The 20,860-nt window shown below is 54.0% G+C and carries 16 protein-coding genes and 1 pseudogene; 12 read left to right on the plus strand and 5 right to left on the minus strand.

What is annotated here, in order from left to right:
• Nucleotides 1-109: 109 nt before the first annotated feature.
• From hutU to IEW52_RS12120, 5 genes and pseudogenes are all read left to right on the plus strand, one after another.
• The gene (hutU, locus tag IEW52_RS12100; RefSeq protein WP_188630331.1) at nt 110-1,807 is read left to right on the plus strand and encodes a urocanate hydratase; all 1,698 of its coding nucleotides are present in this window, start codon (nt 110-112) and stop codon (nt 1,805-1,807) included.
• Nucleotides 1,808-1,811: 4 nt separating this feature from the next.
• On the plus strand, nt 1,812-3,344 hold the full coding sequence (gene hutH, locus IEW52_RS12105) for a histidine ammonia-lyase (RefSeq protein WP_229667927.1): 1,533 nt from the start codon (nt 1,812-1,814) through the stop codon (nt 3,342-3,344).
• Nucleotides 3,345-3,503: 159 nt separating this feature from the next.
• Nucleotides 3,504-4,178, plus strand: a complete 675-nt coding sequence (locus tag IEW52_RS12110; RefSeq protein WP_188630332.1) for a metal-dependent hydrolase — start codon at nt 3,504-3,506, stop codon at nt 4,176-4,178.
• Between the two features lie 103 nt (nt 4,179-4,281).
• Nucleotides 4,282-5,385, plus strand: a complete 1,104-nt coding sequence (locus IEW52_RS12115; protein ID WP_188630351.1) for a phosphoribosylaminoimidazolesuccinocarboxamide synthase — start codon at nt 4,282-4,284, stop codon at nt 5,383-5,385.
• Between the two features lie 115 nt (nt 5,386-5,500).
• Nucleotides 5,501-6,827, plus strand: a pseudogene (locus IEW52_RS12120) (IS4 family transposase).
• 53 nt (nt 6,828-6,880) lie between these two features.
• Here the strand turns inward: IEW52_RS12120 and ilvN are convergent.
• A complete protein-coding gene (gene ilvN / locus IEW52_RS12125; protein ID WP_188630333.1) occupies nt 6,881-7,375 on the minus strand; it encodes an acetolactate synthase small subunit in 495 nt (164 codons plus the stop codon).
• Nucleotides 7,375-9,093, minus strand: a complete 1,719-nt coding sequence (locus IEW52_RS12130; protein ID WP_188630334.1) for an acetolactate synthase 3 large subunit — start codon at nt 9,091-9,093, stop codon at nt 7,375-7,377. The genes ilvN and IEW52_RS12130 overlap by 1 nt, the downstream gene beginning before the upstream one ends.
• A gap of 808 nt (nt 9,094-9,901) precedes the next feature.
• Here IEW52_RS12130 and leuA point away from each other — a divergent pair.
• From leuA to leuD, 4 genes are read left to right on the plus strand one after another with little or no spacing between them, the layout of a single operon-like run.
• Nucleotides 9,902-11,467 carry a 2-isopropylmalate synthase gene (gene leuA / locus IEW52_RS12135; RefSeq protein ID WP_188630335.1) on the plus strand — a complete coding sequence of 522 codons (1,566 nt, stop codon included), beginning with the start codon at nt 9,902-9,904 and terminating at the stop codon, nt 11,465-11,467.
• Between the two features lie 2 nt (nt 11,468-11,469).
• The gene (gene leuB / locus IEW52_RS12140) at nt 11,470-12,570 is read left to right on the plus strand and encodes a 3-isopropylmalate dehydrogenase (protein WP_188630336.1); all 1,101 of its coding nucleotides are present in this window, start codon (nt 11,470-11,472) and stop codon (nt 12,568-12,570) included.
• Entirely contained in the window at nt 12,570-13,967 is a 1,398-nt protein-coding gene (leuC, locus tag IEW52_RS12145) for a 3-isopropylmalate dehydratase large subunit (protein WP_188630337.1), read from the plus strand. Before leuB ends, leuC begins: the two co-directional genes overlap by 1 nt.
• 10 nt (nt 13,968-13,977) lie before the next feature.
• Nucleotides 13,978-14,577 carry a 3-isopropylmalate dehydratase small subunit gene (leuD, locus tag IEW52_RS12150; protein WP_188630338.1) on the plus strand — a complete coding sequence of 200 codons (600 nt, stop codon included), beginning with the start codon at nt 13,978-13,980 and terminating at the stop codon, nt 14,575-14,577.
• 33 nt (nt 14,578-14,610) lie between these two features.
• Here leuD and IEW52_RS12155 read toward each other — a convergent pair whose 3' ends face one another.
• Nucleotides 14,611-15,045: an acyl-CoA thioesterase gene (locus tag IEW52_RS12155; protein WP_229667928.1), complete on the minus strand. Its 435-nt coding sequence runs from the start codon at nt 15,043-15,045 to the stop codon at nt 14,611-14,613.
• 1 nt (nt 15,046) lies between these two features.
• On the minus strand, nt 15,047-15,337 hold the full coding sequence (locus IEW52_RS12160) for a PilZ domain-containing protein (protein ID WP_188630339.1): 291 nt from the start codon (nt 15,335-15,337) through the stop codon (nt 15,047-15,049).
• 186 nt (nt 15,338-15,523) lie between these two features.
• On the opposite strand from IEW52_RS12160, the gene thiB reads away from it, so the two are divergent.
• The 3 genes from thiB (at nt 15,524) to thiQ (ending at nt 19,068) form a co-directional block, all read left to right on the plus strand.
• Nucleotides 15,524-16,507 (plus strand): thiamine ABC transporter substrate binding subunit, encoded by a 984-nt coding sequence (thiB, locus tag IEW52_RS12165; protein ID WP_188630340.1) that lies wholly within the window; start codon nt 15,524-15,526, stop codon nt 16,505-16,507.
• Between the two features lie 265 nt (nt 16,508-16,772).
• Nucleotides 16,773-18,374, plus strand: coding sequence for a thiamine/thiamine pyrophosphate ABC transporter permease (gene thiP / locus IEW52_RS12170; RefSeq protein ID WP_188630341.1), 1,602 nt, complete (start codon nt 16,773-16,775; stop codon nt 18,372-18,374).
• Nucleotides 18,358-19,068 (plus strand): thiamine ABC transporter ATP-binding protein, encoded by a 711-nt coding sequence (gene thiQ, locus IEW52_RS12175; protein ID WP_188630342.1) that lies wholly within the window; start codon nt 18,358-18,360, stop codon nt 19,066-19,068. Before thiP ends, thiQ begins: the two co-directional genes overlap by 17 nt.
• A 28-nt stretch (nt 19,069-19,096) precedes the next feature.
• On the opposite strand, the gene IEW52_RS12180 is transcribed toward thiQ, so the two are convergent.
• Nucleotides 19,097-20,476 carry a PhoH family protein gene (locus tag IEW52_RS12180; protein WP_188630343.1) on the minus strand — a complete coding sequence of 460 codons (1,380 nt, stop codon included), beginning with the start codon at nt 20,474-20,476 and terminating at the stop codon, nt 19,097-19,099.
• Between the last annotated feature and the right edge of the window lie 384 nt (nt 20,477-20,860).

Here is a 20,860-nt window from a genome sequence, read left to right on the forward strand (position 1 = left end):
TGCGGCAAGCTGCGGCTGGCGGAACCGAATCCCGAGTATGAGCTTGATGGCCACAGGACCAATGGCGGCTCGGTTAATTTATACTTTGACACTGTAGAGGGATCACTTAATGTCACAGCAAAATACGTCACAACAAGACAAGCGTCACGCGCCCGGCCGCGTTATCAAATCACCGACCGGCGTCAACAAGATCTGCAAGAGCTGGCTGACCGAAGCCGCCTACCGCATGCTGCACAACAACCTGCACCCGGACGTGGCCGAGCGCCCCGAAGATCTGGTGGTGTACGGCGGCATCGGCCGTGCGGCCCGTGACTGGAACTGTTTCGACCGTATTGCCGAAGTGCTGACTCGCCTGGAAGACGACGAGACCCTGCTGGTGCAGTCCGGCAAGCCGGTGGGGGTGTTCAAGACTCACGCCGACGCGCCGCGCGTGCTGCTCGCCAACTCCAACCTGGTGCCTCATTGGGCCAACTGGGAGCACTTCAACGAGCTGGATAAGAAAGGCCTGATGATGTACGGCCAGATGACCGCCGGCTCCTGGATCTACATCGGCTCGCAAGGCATAGTGCAGGGCACCTACGAAACCTTCGTCGCCGTGGCCAAACAGCACTTCAACGGTGAAGCCAAGGGCCGTTGGGTACTGACCGGTGGCCTGGGTGGCATGGGGGGCGCTCAGCCGCTGGCCGCCACCATGGCCGGGTTCAACTGTATTACCATTGAATGTGACGAAACCCGTATCGACTTCCGCCTGCGCACCCGTTACGTCGACAAGAAGGCCTACAGCCTGGACGAAGCGCTGGGCATGATCGATGAAGCGAAAGTCAAAGGTGAAGCGATTTCCGTCGGTCTGCTGGGTAACGCCGCCGATGTATTTCCGGAGCTGGTCGCGCGCAACATTACCCCGGATGTGGTTACCGACCAGACCTCCGCCCACGATCCGCTGAACGGCTACCTGCCCCAGGGCTGGACCATGGAGCACGCCGCCGAGATGCGCAAGCAGGACGAGGCCGCCGTGGTCAAGGCCGCCAAGCAGTCGATGGCGGTACAGGTACAGGCGATGCTGGATCTGCAGGATCGCGGTGCCGCGACTCTGGATTACGGCAACAACATCCGCCAGATGGCGCTGGAAGAAGGCGTGAAGAATGCCTTCGACTTCCCCGGCTTCGTACCCGCCTATGTGCGTCCGCTGTTCTGTGAAGGCATAGGTCCTTTCCGCTGGGTGGCCCTGAGTGGCGATCCGGAAGATATCTACAAGACCGACGCCAAGGTGAAGGAACTGATCCCGGACAACCCGCACCTGCACAACTGGCTGGACATGGCGCGTGAGCGTATCGCCTTCCAGGGTCTGCCTGCCCGTATCTGCTGGGTCGGCCTGAAAGACCGCGCCCGTCTGGCGCTGGCCTTCAACGAAATGGTCAAGAACGGCGAGCTGAAAGCGCCCATCGTGATCGGTCGTGATCACCTGGACTCCGGCTCCGTTGCCAGCCCCAACCGCGAAACCGAAGCCATGCTCGACGGCTCCGATGCGGTTTCCGACTGGCCGCTGCTGAATGCCCTGCTGAACACAGCAGGCGGCGCGACCTGGGTTTCTCTGCACCACGGTGGTGGTGTGGGCATGGGCTTCAGCCAGCACTCCGGTGTGGTGATTGTCGCCGACGGCACCGATGCCGCCGCCGCCCGTCTGGGTCGGGTACTGCGTAATGACCCGGGTACTGGTGTGATGCGTCACGCCGATGCCGGTTATGATATTGCTATCGATTGTGCCCGTGAACAGGGTCTGGATTTGCCAATGGTTAACAAGGATTAATGTGATGACAACGCTGACTATCAACCCCGGAAAAATGACCCTGGCCGAGATGCGCAAGGTCTACGAACAGCCGGTCCAGATCAAGCAGGCCCCCAGCTGCCACGATGCCATTCAGGCCTCTGTTGACTGCGTTAACCGCATGGTCGCCGAAGATCGCACCGTGTACGGCATCAACACCGGTTTTGGCCTGCTGGCCAGCACCCGTATCAAGCCGGAAGATCTGGAAACCCTGCAGCGCTCTCTGGTGCTGTCCCACGCCACCGGCCTGGGCGAGCTGATCAGCGACGAGCTGGTACGACTGATTATGGTGCTGAAGATCAACGGCCTGGCCCGTGGCTTCTCCGGCATCCGTCTGCAGGTGCTGGAAGCGCTGATGACCCTGGTCAATCACGAAGTGTATCCCTGCATCCCGGCCAAGGGCTCCGTTGGCGCCTCCGGTGACCTGGCGCCGCTGGCCCACATGAGCTGCGTGCTGCTGGGCGAGGGTACTGCCCGTTATAAAGGTGAAGTGATCAGCGCCGGTCAGGCGCTGGAAATTGCCGGTCTCAAGCCGATGGCTCTGGCACCGAAAGAGGGCCTGGCTCTGCTGAACGGCACCCAGGTATCCACCGCCTTCGCCCTGCGCGGCCTGTTTGAAGCGGAAGACCTGTTCGCCAGCGCCATCGTGATTGGTGGCCTGACCGTAGAGGCTACCCTGAGCTCTCGTCGTCCCTTCGACCCGCGCATCCATGAAGTGCGTGGCCAGCAGGGGCAGATCGACGCCGCCGCCGGTTACCGTCATGTGCTGGGCGAGACCAGCGAAGTTAGCCAGTCTCACAGCAACTGCTCCAAGGTACAGGACCCGTATTCTCTGCGCTGCCAGCCCCAGGTCATGGGTGCCTGCCTGACCCAGCTGCGTCAGGTTGCCGAAGTGCTGCTGGTAGAAGGCAACGCCGTGTCCGACAACCCGCTGGTATTTGCCGAAGACAACGACGTGATCTCCGGCGGTAACTTCCATGCCGAGCCGGTGGCCATGGCGGCGGATAATCTGGCGCTGGCGATTGCCGAAATCGGCTCCCTGAGCGAACGCCGGGTATCCCTGATGATGGATACCCACATGTCCGGCCTGCCGCCGTTCCTGGTGGAAAACGGTGGCGTCAACTCCGGCTTCATGATCGCCCAGGTTACTGCCGCAGCGCTGGCCTCCGACAACAAGGCGCTGTCGCATCCGCACTCGGTTGACTCGCTGCCGACCTCCGCCAACCAGGAAGACCATGTGTCCATGGCGCCCAACGGCGGGCGCCGGCTGTGGCCGATGGCGGAAAACACCCGTGGTGTGCTGGCCATCGAATGGCTGGCCGCCTGTCAGGGCCTGGACTTCCGCGGAGGTCTCAAGACCACAGAAGCGCTCGAGGTTGCTCGTCAGGCCCTGCGTGAACAAGTCAGCTACTACGACAAGGACCGCTTCTTCGGCCCGGATATCGAGCAAGCCGATGCGTTGCTCAAGGCCAACAGCCTGAGCCATCTGGTACAGCCGGGTCTGTTGCCCAGCCGCTGAGTTGAATGAATAAACAGGGGAATTTGGGGGCGGCTTTGGCAGCCCCCTTTTTTATGGGCGACATAGAGTAACGATAAAAAAGGGCTCCTATGAAGCCTGTTTTTTTATCCAGTATCTGCTGCTACACTCGCGGCCTTTTATTAGCCTGGAAAGTGGTCGATGGCAGATTTTAAAACTCATGTGCAAGTCGCCTCAGTGGTGAGCGGCGCACTGGCGGGAACTTTGGCCTGGGCGCAACTGGTGAGCTTGCCCGAAGCGGGCCTGTTGTGGTTAACCGGCAGTCTGGGCGGCATTATGCCTGATATAGATGCCGATACTTCTCGCTCCATCCAGATTATCTTTCGGCTGTTCGGCATGCTCGGCACCACGCTGACGCTGCTCTATGGTCGCCAGCATCTCCCGCTGCCTGATACCCTGCTGCTGGGCGGAGCCGCTTATCTGCTGGTGCGCTATCCTTTGTGCTGGGCGTTTGCCCGCCTGACGGTGCACAGGGCCAGTCTGCATTCCCTGCTGGCCAACCTGGTGTTTGCCATGATAACGGTGGTGATTAGCCATCATCTGTTTCATCTCGGTGACGAGCTGGCCTGGCTGATGGGGGTATTCATGTTCACGGGGGCGGCGATTCATTTGCTGCTGGATGAGCTGTACAGCATCGACCTGGAAGGACGGCGGTTGAAAAAGTCGTTTGGCACCGCCTTTAAAGTCATTGCATGGCCGGCCCCTTTGCCCAATATGGCCTTGTTGGCGCTGCTGTTGCTCTGCTGGTGGCTGGTTCCTCCGCCGCAGCCCTTATTTGTGGTGTTGCGGCAACTATTGCCGCTTTCTCACATCTGATAAGATAGCTGGACTGGTATGGCTCGCTACCGCCAAACATAATTATAAAAATCGAGTGGCGACGGCCAGTGCCGATTAATATTCCACACACAGGACACAAATGATGAGCCTTGCAGACAAGGTATTGGCCGTAAACAACGACCTTCCTATTCGTACCCAGCAACCCGTACACAGCGGCAAGGTACGCTCGGTATACTGGTTGACCGAAGCAGACAGCCGTCGTTTAATTCAAGAAAAAGGCTACCCGGTTGCTCCCGATGCGCCCTTGGCCATTATGGTGATCAGCGACCGAATTTCGGCGTTCGATTGCATCTGGCATGGTGAAGAAGGCATGCAGGGCGTGCCCGGCAAAGGCGCGGCGCTGAATGCCATTTCCAACCACTGGTTCAAATTGTTTAAAGAGCAGGGACTGGCCGACAGTCATATTCTGGATATTCCCCATCCCTTCGTGTGGATAGTGCAAAAGGCCACACCGGTAAAAATAGAAGCCATCTGTCGCCAGTATATTACCGGCTCCATGTGGCGCAGCTATGCCAAGGGCGAGCGGGAATTCTGTGGCATTCGTCTGCCCGATGGCCTGCAAAAAGATCAGAAGTTACCCGAGTTGCTTATGACGCCCTCGACCAAGGGCATTCTGACCGGCATTCCCGGTGTGCCGGAAGCTGATGACGTTAATATCACGCGAAAAAATATCGAAGACAACTTTGCGGCCTTTAATTTCAAACGGCCCGAAGATATCGCCCATTACGAGCGGTTGTTGAAAGAAGGCTTTGACGTGATAAGCTCGGAATTGGCGAAACTGGATCAGATATTCGTGGATACCAAATTTGAATTTGGTTACGTGGAAGATGCCGAAGGTAATGACAAACTGATTTATATGGATGAAGTCGGTACCCCTGATTCTTCCCGGATCTGGGACGGCACCGCCTATGCTGAAGGCCGTATCGTTGAAAATTCCAAAGAAGATTTTCGCCAGATGCTGCTGAATCATTTCCCCGATCCGGATATTTTACTGAATAAAGAACGTATGCCAGAGCGGGAAGCACTGGCGCGAGACAACGCCTTGCCGGTGGACGTATTAATGAATATTTCCCGTACTTATATCGGCATCGCGGAAAAGGTGACCGGCCAGCGGCTGGAATTATCCGATAATCCCAAAGCGGATATCATCGCCATACTACGCGAGCAGTACGCACTGATTGATTAACGTAAAAACCCGGGCATGCCCTAACACCGATCAGTTAAGAATTTTGGCGATCGGTTGACCGATCCTTATACGGCGTCAGAATACCCTCATCACCACATGGTATGAGGGTATTTTTTTGCTTGGTCACTGGTTACTAGACACCGATACATTTGCCGCTCCTGAGTCGTTATCGACCTTCCACAAACACCTCCCGCTGGACTGGATACATACCGCGCTAGAGCAAACGGATAAAGCGAGTGTCAGGCGGCGCAAGCTCCCCGCCGAGCTCGTGGTCTGGTTGGTTATCGCCATGGGATTATTTCGCGACCGTTCGATTAGTGATGTCGTGGACAAACTCGATCTTATACTGACCGATAAGCTCGGAGCGTCAGTCGCACCGAGCGCCATTCCCCAGGCCAGGCAACGTCTGACTAGCGAGCCATTAGCCGCTTTGTTTGACCTCACAGCTGCACGTTGGATTGAAGAAGAAGACGGCAAAGATACATGGCATGGACTTCGACTTTTTTCTGTCGACGGCACCCAGTTTCGTACTGCTGATACGCCCGAGTTAGCCAAGCACTTCGGTTACGTTAAGCACAGTAAAACGTCTCATACCGAATACCCCGTTGTTCGTCTGTGTGCCTTTAGTTCACTGCGCAGCCGCATGGTGCATCATGTTGCTTTTGGCCCGAGTCATCAGGGAGAGGTCACCTATACCAAGCAACTGCTTGCGCATGTCTCCGATCACAGCCTGACGATATTTGACCGTTGTTATCTCAGTGCAGAATTATTGATTAACTGGCAACGCCAGCATCCCCACGCTCACTGGATGGTACCCATAAAAAGCAATACCAAATATACGGTGCTGCACTCGTTTTCAGAGTGCGATCATCTGGTGGAAATGAAAGTGTCACCTCAAGCAAGAAAATTAGATCCTTCATTGCCAGAGTACTGGCAAGCTCGGTTGATACTTTATCCGGAGCCTGTCAGCAGCAACCATATCAAGGGTGTACTGTGCTCGTTAGTTGATGAGCGGCAGTGCTCAGGCCAAGCGTTACTGGATGTCTACTTTGAACGATGGGAAATCGAGAATAGTTACGGTGAAATTAAACATCGAATGTTAGAGGACACTATTTTATTGCGTAGTCAGTCGGTCGAGGGAGTCACACAGGAGTTGTGGGGAATTTTATTGGCCTACAACTTAGTACGGGTGGAGATCAGCCGCATTGCTCACGAGGCAGAAGTCTCACCGCTGCGGATTAGCTTTATGATGGCGTTAAGAGATATTCAGGATGAAGTGATGTGGTGCGCCATCGCCGCGCCCGGCACTATACCCAAAAAGCTGAGGGCCATGCGCGAACGAGTGAAGCGGTATATTCTGCCTGAAAAAAAGAAAACGGCCCAAGAGTAGGACCGTTCGGATATCAAAAACTCGGTACACCATTCAGTCTAAACACGCTTAACTGAATGGTGTTAGCCCGAAGGCGGTTTTTAAACATAACAGGCAGATAGTGGCTTACGGGCGCATGGATTTTTCGCCGCGAGCTACGCCGCAAACACCACTGCGAACCACTTCCACCACTTCGGTGGTATCACTCATATTACGAATGAAGGCGTCGAGCTTGTCACTGGTACCCACCAACTGCACCGTATACAAATTGGGGGTTACATCGACAATCTGGCCGCGAAAGATATCGGCGGTGCGCTTGACTTCATCGCGGTTGGCACCGTCGGCGCGTACCTTGACCAGCACGATTTCCCGTTCAATATGATCGCCTTCGCTCAAATCACTGACCTTGAGCACGTCTACCAGCTTGTTCAGCTGCTTGGTGATCTGTTCAATCACCCGTTCGTCACCCGTGGTCACTATGGTCATGCGTGACAGGGTAGGATCTTCGGTAGGCGCCACCGTCAGTGTTTCAATGTTGTAAGCCCGTTGAGAAAACAGCCCCACTACTCGGCTCAAGGCGCCGGATTCGTTTTCCAGCAACAGGGATATAATACGCCGCATCAAGTTCTCTCCGTTTTGCTTAACCACATTTCATCCATGGCTCCGGTTTTAATCTGCATGGGGTAAACATGCTCTTCCGGATCGATCACGATATCCATAAATACCAGCTTGTCGGTCAGGGAGAAACATTTCTCCAGTGCCGCATCCAGCTCTTTGGGATCCGAGACCCGGATACCCACATGGCCGTAGGCTTCTGCCAGTTTGACGAAGTCCGGTAGCGAGTCCATGTAGGAATGGCTTTCGCGGCCCTCATAGAACATCTTCTGCCACTGCTTGACCATGCCAAGAGAATGGTTGTTCATGGAAATGATTTTCACCGGTATGTTGTACTGCATGCAGGTGGACAGCTCTTGAATATTCATCTGAATAGAGCCATCACCGGTCACACATACCGATACCGCGTCGGGCCTTGCCATTTTGGCACCCATGGCTGCCGGCAAACCGAACCCCATGGTGCCCAGGCCACCGGAGTTGATCCATTGGCGCGGCTTGTCGAAGGGATAATAAAGCGCGGCAAACATCTGGTGCTGCCCCACATCCGAGCTGACCATGGCTTCACCCTTGGTGATGCGATAAACCGACTCAATCACCTGCTGGGGCTTGATGTATTGCTCGCTGCTCTCGTAGCGCAAACACTGGCGTGCACGCCATTGTTCAATTTGTTCCCACCAGTCACTCATGGCCTGCGGATCGGTTTTCAGACCCAGCTCACGAATGGCATCCAGCATCTGACCCAGTACCGCATCGGCAGAGCCCACGATGGGAATGTGCGTCTTGATGTTTTTGGAAATGGAAGTGGGATCCACATCCACATGCACTATGGTGGCATGAGGACAGAATTTTTCGACATTGTTGGTTACCCGGTCGTCGAAACGCGCACCGATGGCCAGAATGAGATCCGAGTTGTGCATGGTCTTGTTGGCTTCATAGGTACCATGCATGCCCAGCATGCCCACAAACTGCTTATGAGTACCCGGCATGACACCCAGGCCCATCAGGGTGTTGGTCACCGGCAGATTGAACATTTCGGCCAGCTGAATCACCAGCGCACTGGCTTCTGCAGTAACGGCGCCACCGCCCACATACATAATGGGGCGTTTGGCATCGGCCAGGGCTTTCATCGCCTTTTTGATTTGTCCTTTATGACCCACACCGGTGGGATTGTAAGAACGCATCTCTACCGACTCGGGATAGGCATAAGGATGCTTTTCCAGTGGGTTTTGTACATCTTTGGGAAGATCCACCACCACAGGGCCCGGACGACCACTGGCCGCAATGTAGTAGGCTTTTTTGATGGCCAGCGGAATATCCGAGGCTTTTTTGCACAGGAAGCTGTGTTTTACTATCGGCCGCGAGATACCGATCATGTCGGTTTCCTGGAAGGCATCATCGCCGATATAAAAAGTAGGTACCTGACCGGACAGGATCACCATGGGAATGGAGTCCATATAGGCAGTCGCGATGCCGGTAATGCAGTTGGTTGCTCCCGGGCCCGAGGTGACCAGCACGGTACCCACTTTACCGGTAGCACGGGTATAACCGTCGGCCATGTGTACCGCAGCCTGCTCGTGGCGTACCAGTACATGCTCAATTTTACTGTTTTCAAATAAGGCGTCATAGATATCAAGCACTGAACCGCCGGGGTAACCGAATAAATGCTCGACTCCCTGATCTTCCAGCGCCCGTACTACCATTTCCGCGCCTGATAACATCTCCATGATAAGCCCTCCAGGCTTTACTTTATTCGCTCTGTTATTTGCGGCGGTCCAGGCCGCTCGGCCAGAACACCATGCCATAACAAAACGGATAGTTTTTATCTTTATAAAACAAACACTTCTGCCAGATAAGGTTAGAATAAGCAGAAAAAGGAAGAAAATTCACCTTAACCTGCTTTAAATCGCTTGTCTACGAGCTTTATTAAAAGCCGGAAGACAAGGTTGACGCACTCTCTCTATCTTCTGGCAGCAGAATGAATGCCATCCAGAGTCGGCTCAATATGAGCCTGACAAAGGCTAGCAGTAACACGCCAAACCGGCACTCTCTTTTTATTTGAAAAACTTGCTACAGAAATACCTTCCCTTGGCAGCCCCGCTATTTTGCTGTAATTATCGACACCCGACCACACGCCCCCCGGAGCACCAATCGTGCCATTTATAATGCAAAAACATCCCTAATCAGGCCATAAGTCCAACCTTAAAAAACAATGCAGCATAAAAAACCAATCAACAGCAAATCAACAACTGCAATATTTTGTACTAACTTATTTTAAATATGATCTAAAGCGTTGACACCATCACGGTTTCCCGTTATTTGTATACTGTTGTTATACGAATTATTCTTCGGTGATGAGTACGATGCCCAAACATATTCAGCTACTACTACTTCTAACCTCACAGGTGCTAACGCGCACGGGTCGGGCGTAGCTGGAATTCATCATCCACACATATTCATACAAAAACCCGTGCCATCCGCACGGGTTTTTTATATCTGTCGCGGGCGGCAAGGTAAAACAGAGAGGAAAGCGACATGTCGAACCAGGTCATGATTTTCGATACTACTTTGCGAGATGGCGAACAGGCGCTTTCCGCCAGCCTGACGGTCAAAGAAAAACTGCAAATTGCCTACGCATTGGAGCGTTTGGGTGTAGATGTGATGGAAGTCGGCTTCCCCATTTCTTCACCCGGAGATTTCGAGTCGGTGCAGACCATAGCACGTCATATCAAGAACAGCCGCGTGTGTGCCTTGGCTCGCGCTCTGGAAGCCGATATCGACGCGGCGGCCGACGCCCTGAAAGTGGCCGATCAATTCCGTATCCATACCTTTATTTCTACCTCTGATATTCATGTACAAAGCAAGCTGCGCAAAGACTTCGACTCGGTATTGGAGATGGGCGTACACGCAGTCAAGCACGCTCGCCGTTATACCGATGATGTAGAGTTTTCCTGCGAAGATGCCGGCCGCACACCTATCGATAACCTGTGCCGCATGGTCGAAGCCGCCATTAATGCCGGCGCGACTACTGTTAATATTCCCGACACCGTGGGCTACACTGTGCCCAGCGAGTTTGGCGGCATTATCCAAACCCTGTTCAACCGCGTGCCCAACATAGATAAAGCGGTTATTTCGGTACACTGCCATGATGATCTGGGTATGTCGGTAGCTAACTCGATTGCCGCCGTACAGCAAGGCGCACGCCAGATTGAATGTACCATCAATGGTATTGGCGAACGGGCAGGTAACTGCTCGCTGGAAGAAATCGCCATGATCCTGAAGACCCGTAGCGAATTGCTCGGCGTCAACACCAATATCAAGCACCAGGAGATTTATCGTACCAGCCAATTGGTACGCAACCTCTGCAATATGCCGGTACAGCCCAACAAGGCCATCGTCGGTGCCAATGCCTTTTCCCACTCTTCCGGTATTCACCAGGACGGCGTGCTGAAGAGCAAGAACACCTATGAAATCATTACCCCGGAAAGTATTGGTCTGCAGAAGAATGAGCTTAACCTGACCTCTCGCTCCGGTCGTCACGTGATCAAGCATCGCATGAGCGAGATGGGTTATACCGAGCAGGACTACGAACTCGACACCCTGTACGACAGCTTTTTGGCCTTGGCCGATCGCAAGGGTCAGGTGTTCGATTATGATCTGGAAGCCCTGGTATTCTTCAGTCAGATCCACGAAGAGCCTGAACAGTTCAAGCTTAAATATGTCAGCGTGCAATCCGGTAGCAATGTGATGGCAACCGCCAGTGTGCGCATGGAAGTGGGCGGCGAAATTGTTAACGAAGCCGCCGTAGGCAACGGTCCTGTCGATGCCGTGTATCAGTGCATCAACCGGGTAACCGGTTATGACATCCGCGTCGATAAATACGAACTCAAGAGCAAGGGCGAAGGTAAAGACGCTCTTGGCCAGGTCGACATCGTCGCCGAGTATAAAGAACGCAAGTTCCACGGCATGGGGCTGGCGACCGACATCGTCGAATCATCCGCCCAGGCCCTGGTGCACGTGATTAACAGTATTTGGCGTGCCGAGCAGGTTGCAGAGAAAAAAGAACAAATTCAAAAGAAAATACGTATGGAGACAGTGTGAGTATGAGTGCAAATTACAAGGTCGCCGTCTTGCCCGGAGACGGCATAGGCCCGGAAGTGATGGCAGAAGCCCTCAAGGTACTGGACAAGGTGCAAACGGAGTTTGGTTTTACGCTGGAACTCAGCCACTTTGATGTAGGTGGCATTGCCATCGACAACCATGGAGCACCGCTGCCAGCGGCGACCTTGGCCGGCTGTGAAGCCGCCGATGCGGTACTGTTTGGCTCGGTAGGCGGCCCAAAATGGGAGCACCTGCCACCCAACGACCAGCCCGAGCGCGGTGCACTGCTGCCTTTGCGCGGCCATTTCAAATTGTTCTGCAACATGCGCCCTGCTCGCATTTACCAGGGCCTGGAAGGATTTTCGCCACTGCGTGCCGACATAAGTGCGCGCGGCTTCGACATAGTGTGTATGCGTGAGCTGACCGGCGGCATCTACTTTGGCCAGCCCAAGGGCCGCGAAGGTGAAGGCGCACAAGAGAAAGCCTTCGATACCGAGGTATATCACCGCTATGAAATCGAGCGCATTGCCCGCCTGGCCTTTGAAGCCGCTCGGGGCCGTCGTGGCATTGTGACTTCCGTCGACAAGGCCAACGTACTGCAAGCCTCTATTTTATGGCGTGAAGTGGTCATCGAAGTGGCCAAAGACTATCCGGACGTCACCTTGAACCATATCTATATCGATAACGCCACCATGCAGTTGATCAAGGATCCGGCGCAGTTCGACGTTATGCTGTGCTCCAACCTGTTTGGCGATATTATTTCTGACGAAATGGCCATGCTGACCGGCTCCATGGGTCTGTTACCCTCGGTTAGCCTGAACGACCAGGGGTTTGGTTTGTATGAGCCAGCCGGCGGCTCGGCGCCGGATATTGCAGGCAAGGGTATTGCCAATCCAGTCGCACAAATTTTGTCCGCCGCCCTGATGCTGCGCTACAGCTTCAAGCAGGAAGAAGCCGCCCAGGCGATAGAGCGTGCCGTCAGCGAAACTCTGGCCGAAGGCTACTTCAGTGGCGATCTGTACAGCAGTGATGCCAAGCACCCAGTACAAACCACGGTACAAATGGGTGAGCACATCGCCAACCGCATCAGGAGAGCAAACTAATGGCCAAGACACTGTATCAAAAAGTATTTGACGCACACCTGGTGCGTAATGAAGCCGGTGAAACGCCGTTACTGTATATCGACCGTCACCTGGTGCACGAAGTCACCTCGCCCCAGGCCTTCGACGGCCTGCGTGAAAAGGGCCGCAAACTGCGCCGTCCGGATCGCACCTGGGCGACCATGGATCATAACGTATCCACCGAAACCAACGACATTGCCGCTTCCGGCGAAATGGCGCGCATTCAGATGGAAACCCTGGCCAAGAACTGTGAAGAATTTGGCGTGCCGCTGTATGACTTGCACCACAAGTACCAGGGCATAGTGCACGTGATTGGACCCGAACTGGGCCTGACTCTGCCCGGTACCACCATTGTATGTGGCGATTCCCATACCGCGACTCACGGTGCCTTTGGTGCCCTTGCGTTCGGTATCGGTACCTCTGAAGTCGAGCATGTAATGGCCACCCAGACCCTGAAGCAGGGTCGCGCCAAGACCATGAAAATTGCAGTGAACGGCGAGCTCAAGCCCGGCATCAGTGCCAAAGACGTGGTGTTGGCCATTATTGGTAAAGTGACCCATGCTGGCGGTACCGGCTATGTGGTGGAATTCTGTGGCAGCGTCATTGAATCCCTGTCGATGGAAGCGCGCATGACCATTTGTAACATGGCCATCGAGCTGGGTGCCAAGGCCGGTTTGGTCGCTCCCGACCAAATCACCTTCGACTACCTCAAAGGCAAACCCTTTGCCCCCGAAGGCAGTGACTGGGATCAGGCCGTCGCCTATTGGCAGACCCTTAAATCCGACAAAGATGCCGAGTTTGATGCAGTGGTTGAGCTTGATGGCGCCGATATTGCCCCTCAAGTCACCTGGGGCACCAACCCGGGTCAGGTGATGGCCGTTAATGCCATCATTCCCACTCCTGCAGATATTCCTGATGCCACCGAGCGTCAGTCTGCCATAAAAGCACTGCAGTACATGGACTTGCAAGGTGGCACCAAGCTGACCGATGTCAATATCGATAAGGTATTTATCGGCTCTTGTACCAACAGCCGCATCGAAGATTTACGCGCCGCCGCCGCCATTGCTCAGGGCCGCACTGTTGCGGCTGGCGTACAGGCACTGGTGGTGCCCGGCTCCCAACAGGTGAAGGCGCAAGCCGAAGCCGAGGGGCTGGACAAGATTTTCATAGAAGCCGGCTTTGAATGGCGTCTTCCAGGTTGTTCCATGTGCCTGGCCATGAATAACGACCGCCTGCTGCCCGGCGAGCGTTGCGCGGCCACCAGTAACCGTAACTTTGAAGGTCGTCAGGGCCGCGGTGGTCGTACTCACCTGGTCAGCCCGGCCATGGCGGCTGCGGCTGCCGTATTCGGTCACTTTGTCGACATTCGGGAATTATAAGGGGTATAACATGAGCGGATTTAAGCAATTAACCGGTATTGCCGCCCCTTTGGATGCGGCCAACGTAGATACGGATCAGATCATTCCCAAGCAGTTTTTGCAAAAAGTGACACGCTCCGGGTTCGGTCAGCATCTGTTTCACGACTCACGCTTTTTGGATGACGCAGGCCTTGAGCCCAATCCGGATTTTGTGCTGAACCAGGCGCCTTATGACAAGGCGGTGATCCTGCTGGCACGTGAAAACTTTGGCTGTGGCTCCAGCCGTGAGCACGCCCCCTGGGCGCTGGCCGATTTTGGCCTGCAGGCGGTGATCGCTCCCAGCTTTGCCGATATCTTTTATGGCAACGCGATCAACAATGGCATGGTACCGGTACGCCTGACCGACGCCGAAGTCGACGCCCTGTTTGCGTACGCAAGTGCCAACAAAGGAGCTGAAATCACAGTGGATCTGGAAGCCCAGCAAGTACGGGCCGGCGATCTCAGCTTCTCGTTCGAAATCGACGAGTTCCGACGTTACTGCCTGCTCAACGGCCTGGACAACATCGGGCTGACGTTGCAGCATCAAGATCAAATTGACAGCTTTGAGGCCCAGCAACCCAGCTGGCTGTAATCTGTTCTTCCATAACGCCGGCCTGTGCCGGCGTTATGTTATTTCTTCCAGCTGCATTATCTGTTGCTTCAAGGTGTCACTCAACGTCGCCTTTCCTCCCGTTGTCACATTCAGCATCACAATCCGCGCCGTCCCTTCTGTGGTGACCCTTCCCTGTGCTTTACTGGTTATTTGATACTCCATGGTAAAGCCATGTTCAGCCAGCTTGCTTACCCTGGCTTCCACCAACAGGGTATCGGGAAAGATAACCGGCCTGCGATAACGGGCGCTGGTTTCTGCCAGCACTGGGCTCACTTGCTTGTTGGCCAACACTTCCAGCATGCCAATACGGCGCAGATATTCGATACGTATGGTTTCAAAGTAGCGAAAATAAACCACATTATTTACATGCTGCAATGCGTCCATGTCTCCCCAGACCACAGGAAGGTCAAGACTCACCGGAAAGAACGGTTTGGGCGTCGTCGTCACCTTAACGGACCTCGCTCAAGCAGAGCGCCACCATATCGGTGGCCACTCCGGGATCGACTCTTAATACTTTGGCCGTGGCCTTCAGCGGCTCCACGCTATTGTCGGCCGATGGCACCACCAACTGCCATTTTTCGCCCACCTGACATCGTCCGGCACTCACTTCCATCAGCGCTCCCTTGGCACTGATGTTGCGACAAACCCCCTCTATTCGAGCCTGGGGTGTCGCTAAAATGATTTTGGTATCCAAACGCATACGTTGAAACAGGCGCTGTTCTTCATTAACAGATATCATGATTTACCTTCCTTGTAAGTCTGACATTTATAAGGTGCTGGTTTAGCTTGCAGAATAAACCTACAATAACGCCCATTCCAAACGGGGTGCGGTCAACCGCTGAGATCATACTCGTGTATCGCCCTCGGCTGACGCCGACGCACAATGTGACGCTCTCGGCTCTATTTCATCCACAAGGAGTGTCCGGTGAACAAGTTCCTCATCGCTTTATCTCTGTTCGCTGCCAGCCAGGCAGGAGCACAAATTCCCACTCTGACTGTTTATACATATAGTTCATTTGCATCCGATTGGGGGCCAGGACCGGCAATTAAACAGGCTTTTGAAGCAGAATGTGCCTGTCAGCTCGAATGGGTCGCACTGGATGACGGCGTTTCCATCTTGAATCGACTACGGCTGGAAGGTAAGCATACCAAGGCAGACGTGATCCTCGGCCTGGATAATAACCTGCTGCAAGCGGCTAAAAATACCGGTTTGCTGGCCGAGCATCGGCAATCGTTGTCCACCTTGAAAGTCCCCGGTGGCTGGACCGATACCACCTTCGTACCCTACGATTACGGTTACTTCGCCTTTATTTATAACGCCGACAAACTGCAACGGCCACCACAAAGCTTCGCCGAGCTGCTCGAGCGCCCCGAACTGACATTGCTGTATCAAGATCCGCGCACCAGCACACCAGGCCAGGGGCTGATGCTGTGGGTGCAAAAGCTGTACGGCGATCAGGCTCCCGGCGTGTGGCAAAATCTCGCCAAGCGCACCGTGGCCGTAACCAAAGGCTGGAGCGAGTCCTACGGCATGTTTCTTAAAGGTGAAGCCGATCTGGTGTTGTCTTACACCAGCTCACCGGCTTATCACATTCAGGCAGAACAGCAGCATCAGTATCAAGCCGCCAGCTTTAAAGAAGGCCATTACCTGCAGGTAGAGGTCGCGGCCAGGCTCAACACCAGCAAGCAGCCCGAGCTTGCCGAGCAATTTATGCAGTTTATGGTGAGCCCGGCGTTTCAAGAACAGATTCCGGAGGGTAACTGGATGTATCCGGTGATAGAAACACCGCTCCCCGACAGCTTTGCCGATCTGGTTCAGCCAGCACACACGCTCAGCTTTAGTGCCGAGCATATTGCCGATCAACGCAGTAGCTGGTTGAGGCAGTGGCTTAACGCCGTTACTCACTAGGGTCTGTTGACCTTCCGCGGTTAACTTTTGTTCGATATAAACGCGTTTTTATCGCGACGAGAGGGTTGTAGCCTAGTTATTCTAAGCAAAACTCTTCTCAACAAAGAGAAAAACGCGTTTAGCCGAACCCGAAGGGCATCGCTTGTGGTGCCTTTCTACTGCGTTCTCGCTTATTTATGTAGAGTACTACACGGCATAAGCTCTGCCTTGTATAAAGGCACCACAAACTGATGCAAAAATCATCTCTAAAGGTCAACAGACCCTAATGACACGCAAATACTGGTGGTTGCCCGGCGGCTTGAGCCTGCTGGGCATTTTATTATTGAGTGCCGGGCCTATCGGTGCACTGTTGGTACAAAGCAGCCAGCATGCTTGGTCCAGGCTGCTGCACGACAGCTATTTACATCATGTTATCTGGTTCAGTTTTTACCAGGCGCTGTTATCTACCCTGCTCAGTCTTGTACTGGCCATTCCGCTGGCTCAGGCCCTGTCACGCCGTTATTTTACGGGGCGGAAACTGCTGTTGCGATTGTTTGGCCTGTCTTTGGTGTTACCGGTGATCCTGGTAGTGTTCGGCATCGTTACCGTGCACGGTCGCCAGGGGTGGATCAATCAACTATTACAGGCTGCGGGCTTTGAGTCCGTTGGTTACCTTTATGGTTTAACCGGTATTTTACTGGCGCATGTGTTCTTCAACATGCCGCTGGCGGCGCGTATTGTATTGCAGGGCATCGACGCCATACCTGCGAGCCACTGGCGTATGGCCAGTCAGCTTGGCTTTACTGGCTGGCAGTTGTTTCGTTGGCTGGAATGGCCGGTGATCCGAAGTGCACTTCCCGCATTGGCCAGCATGATTTTCATGCTCTGTTTTACCAGCTTTGCCACCGTGATGGCCTTGGGCGGCGGCCCAAAATCCACCACCCTGGAAGTCGCAATTTATCAGGCATTACGCTTTGACTTCGACTTGCCATTCGCCGGTATGCTCGCCTTGCTGCAGCTGGTTTTTTGCAGCGGCTTTCTCTTGCTGCAATACCGTTTGACCAAAAGCTCCCCCGAACAAGCAGGCCGTCACCCATGCAGGCTACGTCCGGACCGAGATTTGATTCGAGTACGCATCTGGGATGCGGTCATACTCACTATCTGCCTGGGCATTTTTCTGCCTCCCCTGCTCGCCATTATCAGCAACGGCATCAATCCCCGGCTGTGGTCCGCCTTGACCTCAGCCGTGTTGTGGCACGCCACGCTGACCTCAGTGCTGATTGCCACTGGCGCGGCGGTGCTGTCGATATTGCTCACCGTCGGCCTGCTGAGCAGCAGCCGCTATTTACGTTTGCAACTACGGCACCGAGCCGCCGCCGGATTAATGGAGGCGACCGGCTCGGTGATCCTAGTACTGCCTGCCGTGGTGCTGTCCACCGGCTTGTTTATTCTGTTACGCAATGTGGCCGACGTTTTTACCCTGGGCCCCGTGCTGGTGTTATTAGTCAACGCACTCATGGCGCTACCTTATGGCCTGCGTGCCTTGCAACTGCCCATGGAACGGGTGGCGCAGCAGTATAACCGCCTGTGCACCAGCCTGGATATTGGGGGCTGGTCACGTATAAAACACGTCGAATGGCCCTTGTTACGCAAACCGCTGGCACTGGCCTTTGCCCTGGCCATGATGCTGTCACTGGGCGATTTGAGTGCCATTGCGCTGTTTGGCAGCCAGTCGCTGCAAACCTTGCCGTGGCTTTTGTATCAACAATTAGGGAATTACCAGATGACAGATGCGGCCGCTACCGCTTTGGTGCTGCTGGTGCTGAGCCTGAGCTTGTTTGGCCTGGTTGAAGGAGTATTAGGAGGCAAAGATGCTGCAACTGACTGATCTTTGCGCTCGCTATCCGGAACAAGAGCTGTGCTTTACGCTTTCGGCCAGCGCGGGTGAAATTACCGCGCTGATTGGCCCCAGTGGTGCAGGTAAATCCACGCTGCTGGCCATGGTCGGTGGTTTTGCTGCCATCGATGCCGGGCAACTGTTGCATGAAGACCAGTCGTTATTGCCACTGTCACCGGCACACAGGCCCATCACTACGCTGTTTCAGGATAACAACCTGTTCTGGCATATGTCTGTCTATCAGAATATCGCCATCGGCTTGTCTGCGTCATTACGAGTCACCGCCGAGCAAGAGGCCATAATACAACAGGTCGCCAGACAGGTGGATATCGCAGATTTACTGGATCGCAAACCGTCCAGCCTTTCCGGCGGCCAGCAACAAAGAGTCGGGCTGGCTCGCTGCCTGGCCCGTCGTCAGCCTGTATTACTGCTCGATGAGCCTTTTTCTGCGCTCGATCCTGCCTTGCGCTTCGAATTGCTGGACCTGTTACGCAGCCAGACCAACCAATTGCAGCTCACGGTATTGCTGGTTACCCACCACCCGGATGAAGCGGCGAGAGTCGCCGACAATATCGCATTTATTCATAATGGCCGTATTCTCGAGCAGGGAACCAGGGAGCTGCTGACGGCTCCCCAGACTCGGGAATTAAAAGCTTATTTGGGACGAGGGAGAAATGAAGGGTAAGTTAGCTCCTCACCCTTCACATTATCAATCAGAGGTTTTCTTCGGCAAACGAAGCCAGGCGGCTACGCATCACACCATTAAGGTACACATTGGCACTGCCTTCAAAGTCTTTAAAACGTTCGACTATATAGGTCAGCCCTGAGGTTACCGGAGTCAGGTAGTTAGAGTCTATCTGGGCCAGATTACCCGAACACACCAATTTGGTGCCTTCACCACAGCGAGTAATAATGGTTTTAAGCTGTGAGGCCGTCAGGTTCTGGCATTCGTCCAGCAGTACAAAGGTATTCTGGATACTACGCCCTCGCATGAAGTTAACCGATTTAAACTGAATATTGGCCTTACCCATAATGTAGCTGAGCGAACCGTCCATGCACTCGTCCTGTTTGTGCAGTACTTCCAGGGTGTCGGTAATGGCCGCCAGCCAGGGCGCCATTTTTTCTTCTTCGGTGCCGGGCAGGAAGCCGATACTTTCGGCGATTTCCGGCGTATTACGCGTCACTATGACTTTATCGTAAATCCCTTTTTCGATGATCATTTCCAGTGCCGAGGCCATCGCCAGCAGGGTTTTACCACTGCCGGCCGGCCCGGTCAGGATCACCAGTTCAATATTGGGGTCAAGCAACGCATCCAGCGCCATGGCTTGATAGATATTTTTCGGTTGAATTCCCCAGGCTTTGCGGCCCATCATTCGCTCGCGGCCCAGATCGATAAAGCGTATTTTATTACCGTCTTTATCCAGTACGCGGCCGGCAAAATCATCGGTATCATCAATCAGATACTGATTGATATGCGCCCCCGGAAGCAATTCATCGGCGACCGTATGAATCACCTCGCGGCCATGGGTTTCGCTTGCACACTCACCGACACGATCCCAAAAACTGTTTTCTTGATGATAAAAGCCTTTTGATAACAAACGGATATCATCAACCAGCTGATCGGACCTATAATCTTCGACATGTTGCAGCCCGGCCCCTTTTGCCTTCAGCCGCATATTGATGTCTTTGGTGACCAACACCGCCATACCTTCGGCGGTATGCTGCTGCAGATAAAGCGCGGTATTGATGATGCGGTTATCGGCTTCATCATCGGTAAACACCGCATAGCCTTCCGGCAACTGCCTGTCTGTAATAATGGCGATGGTCCCCGAGGCATCATCGTCCTTCAAACCAAGGGGTACCCCTGCGACTATCTGCTCCGGTGTAGCGTCATGAAAAATGCCTTCCAGCGTTCGAATGGCCACTCTCGCATCCCGACTGACATCTTTCTGACGGTCTTTGATGCGGTCCAGCTCTTCGAGCACCGTCATGGGTATAACAACGTTATGTTCACTGAAAGAGTAAATGGAAAGAGGTTCGTGCAACAGCACGTTGGTATCCAGAATAAAGCGTTTGCGGGCGTTATCATCCATAGACATGCTCCCTTGGGCTCAAGCCCTTATCATAATCATTACCCAATTAAGACTGGGCATAATGACATCCTGATGACAATCTAACGCTATGCCGTTTTACTCTTTTCGGCAAGTAATAGTCTTTAATGAATAACAATCAATGAGTGTTATCTCACTAAATCAATAATAGAAGATACAGCGGCATCGTATTCGCATAGCCACATTGCAGGATGTTGCTGCGCAACATTGCGAAGCTGAAGCATCGCCTACATCTGTGCAATATTTTCATTTTTCGGTAACACGTAGACGAAAAAAAGCCCGACGCTTTCGCATCGGGCTTTTTAAATTGGGTGCCTGGCAGTGACCTACTTTCACATGGCAGCTGCCACACTATCATCGGCGCGG

Origin of the sequence: Oceanisphaera marina (assembly GCF_014643915.1) — a bacterium.
GTDB classification, from domain to species: Bacteria; Pseudomonadota; Gammaproteobacteria; order Enterobacterales; family Aeromonadaceae; genus Oceanimonas; species Oceanimonas marina.

Excerpts from the sequence above, each read along its gene's own strand:
- IEW52_RS12130 (WP_188630334.1), bottom strand. The coding sequence starts at position 9,093 with ATGGAGATGTTATCAGGCGCGGAAATGGTAGTACGGGCGCTGGAAGAT.
- hutH (WP_229667927.1), top strand. The coding sequence starts at position 1,812 with ATGACAACGCTGACTATCAACCCCGGAAAAATGACCCTGGCCGAGATG.
- leuD (WP_188630338.1), top strand. The coding sequence starts at position 13,978 with ATGAGCGGATTTAAGCAATTAACCGGTATTGCCGCCCCTTTGGATGCG.
- hutU (WP_188630331.1), top strand. The coding sequence starts at position 110 with ATGTCACAGCAAAATACGTCACAACAAGACAAGCGTCACGCGCCCGGC.
- leuA (WP_188630335.1), top strand. The coding sequence starts at position 9,902 with ATGTCGAACCAGGTCATGATTTTCGATACTACTTTGCGAGATGGCGAA.
- IEW52_RS12110 (WP_188630332.1), top strand. The coding sequence starts at position 3,504 with ATGGCAGATTTTAAAACTCATGTGCAAGTCGCCTCAGTGGTGAGCGGC.
- thiP (WP_188630341.1), top strand. The coding sequence starts at position 16,773 with ATGACACGCAAATACTGGTGGTTGCCCGGCGGCTTGAGCCTGCTGGGC.
- leuC (WP_188630337.1), top strand. The coding sequence starts at position 12,570 with ATGGCCAAGACACTGTATCAAAAAGTATTTGACGCACACCTGGTGCGT.
- ilvN (WP_188630333.1), bottom strand. The coding sequence starts at position 7,375 with ATGCGGCGTATTATATCCCTGTTGCTGGAAAACGAATCCGGCGCCTTG.
- IEW52_RS12160 (WP_188630339.1), bottom strand. The coding sequence starts at position 15,337 with ATGATATCTGTTAATGAAGAACAGCGCCTGTTTCAACGTATGCGTTTG.
- IEW52_RS12115 (WP_188630351.1), top strand. The coding sequence starts at position 4,282 with ATGAGCCTTGCAGACAAGGTATTGGCCGTAAACAACGACCTTCCTATT.
- thiQ (WP_188630342.1), top strand. The coding sequence starts at position 18,358 with ATGCTGCAACTGACTGATCTTTGCGCTCGCTATCCGGAACAAGAGCTG.
- IEW52_RS12180 (WP_188630343.1), bottom strand. The coding sequence starts at position 20,476 with ATGGATGATAACGCCCGCAAACGCTTTATTCTGGATACCAACGTGCTG.
- leuB (WP_188630336.1), top strand. The coding sequence starts at position 11,470 with ATGAGTGCAAATTACAAGGTCGCCGTCTTGCCCGGAGACGGCATAGGC.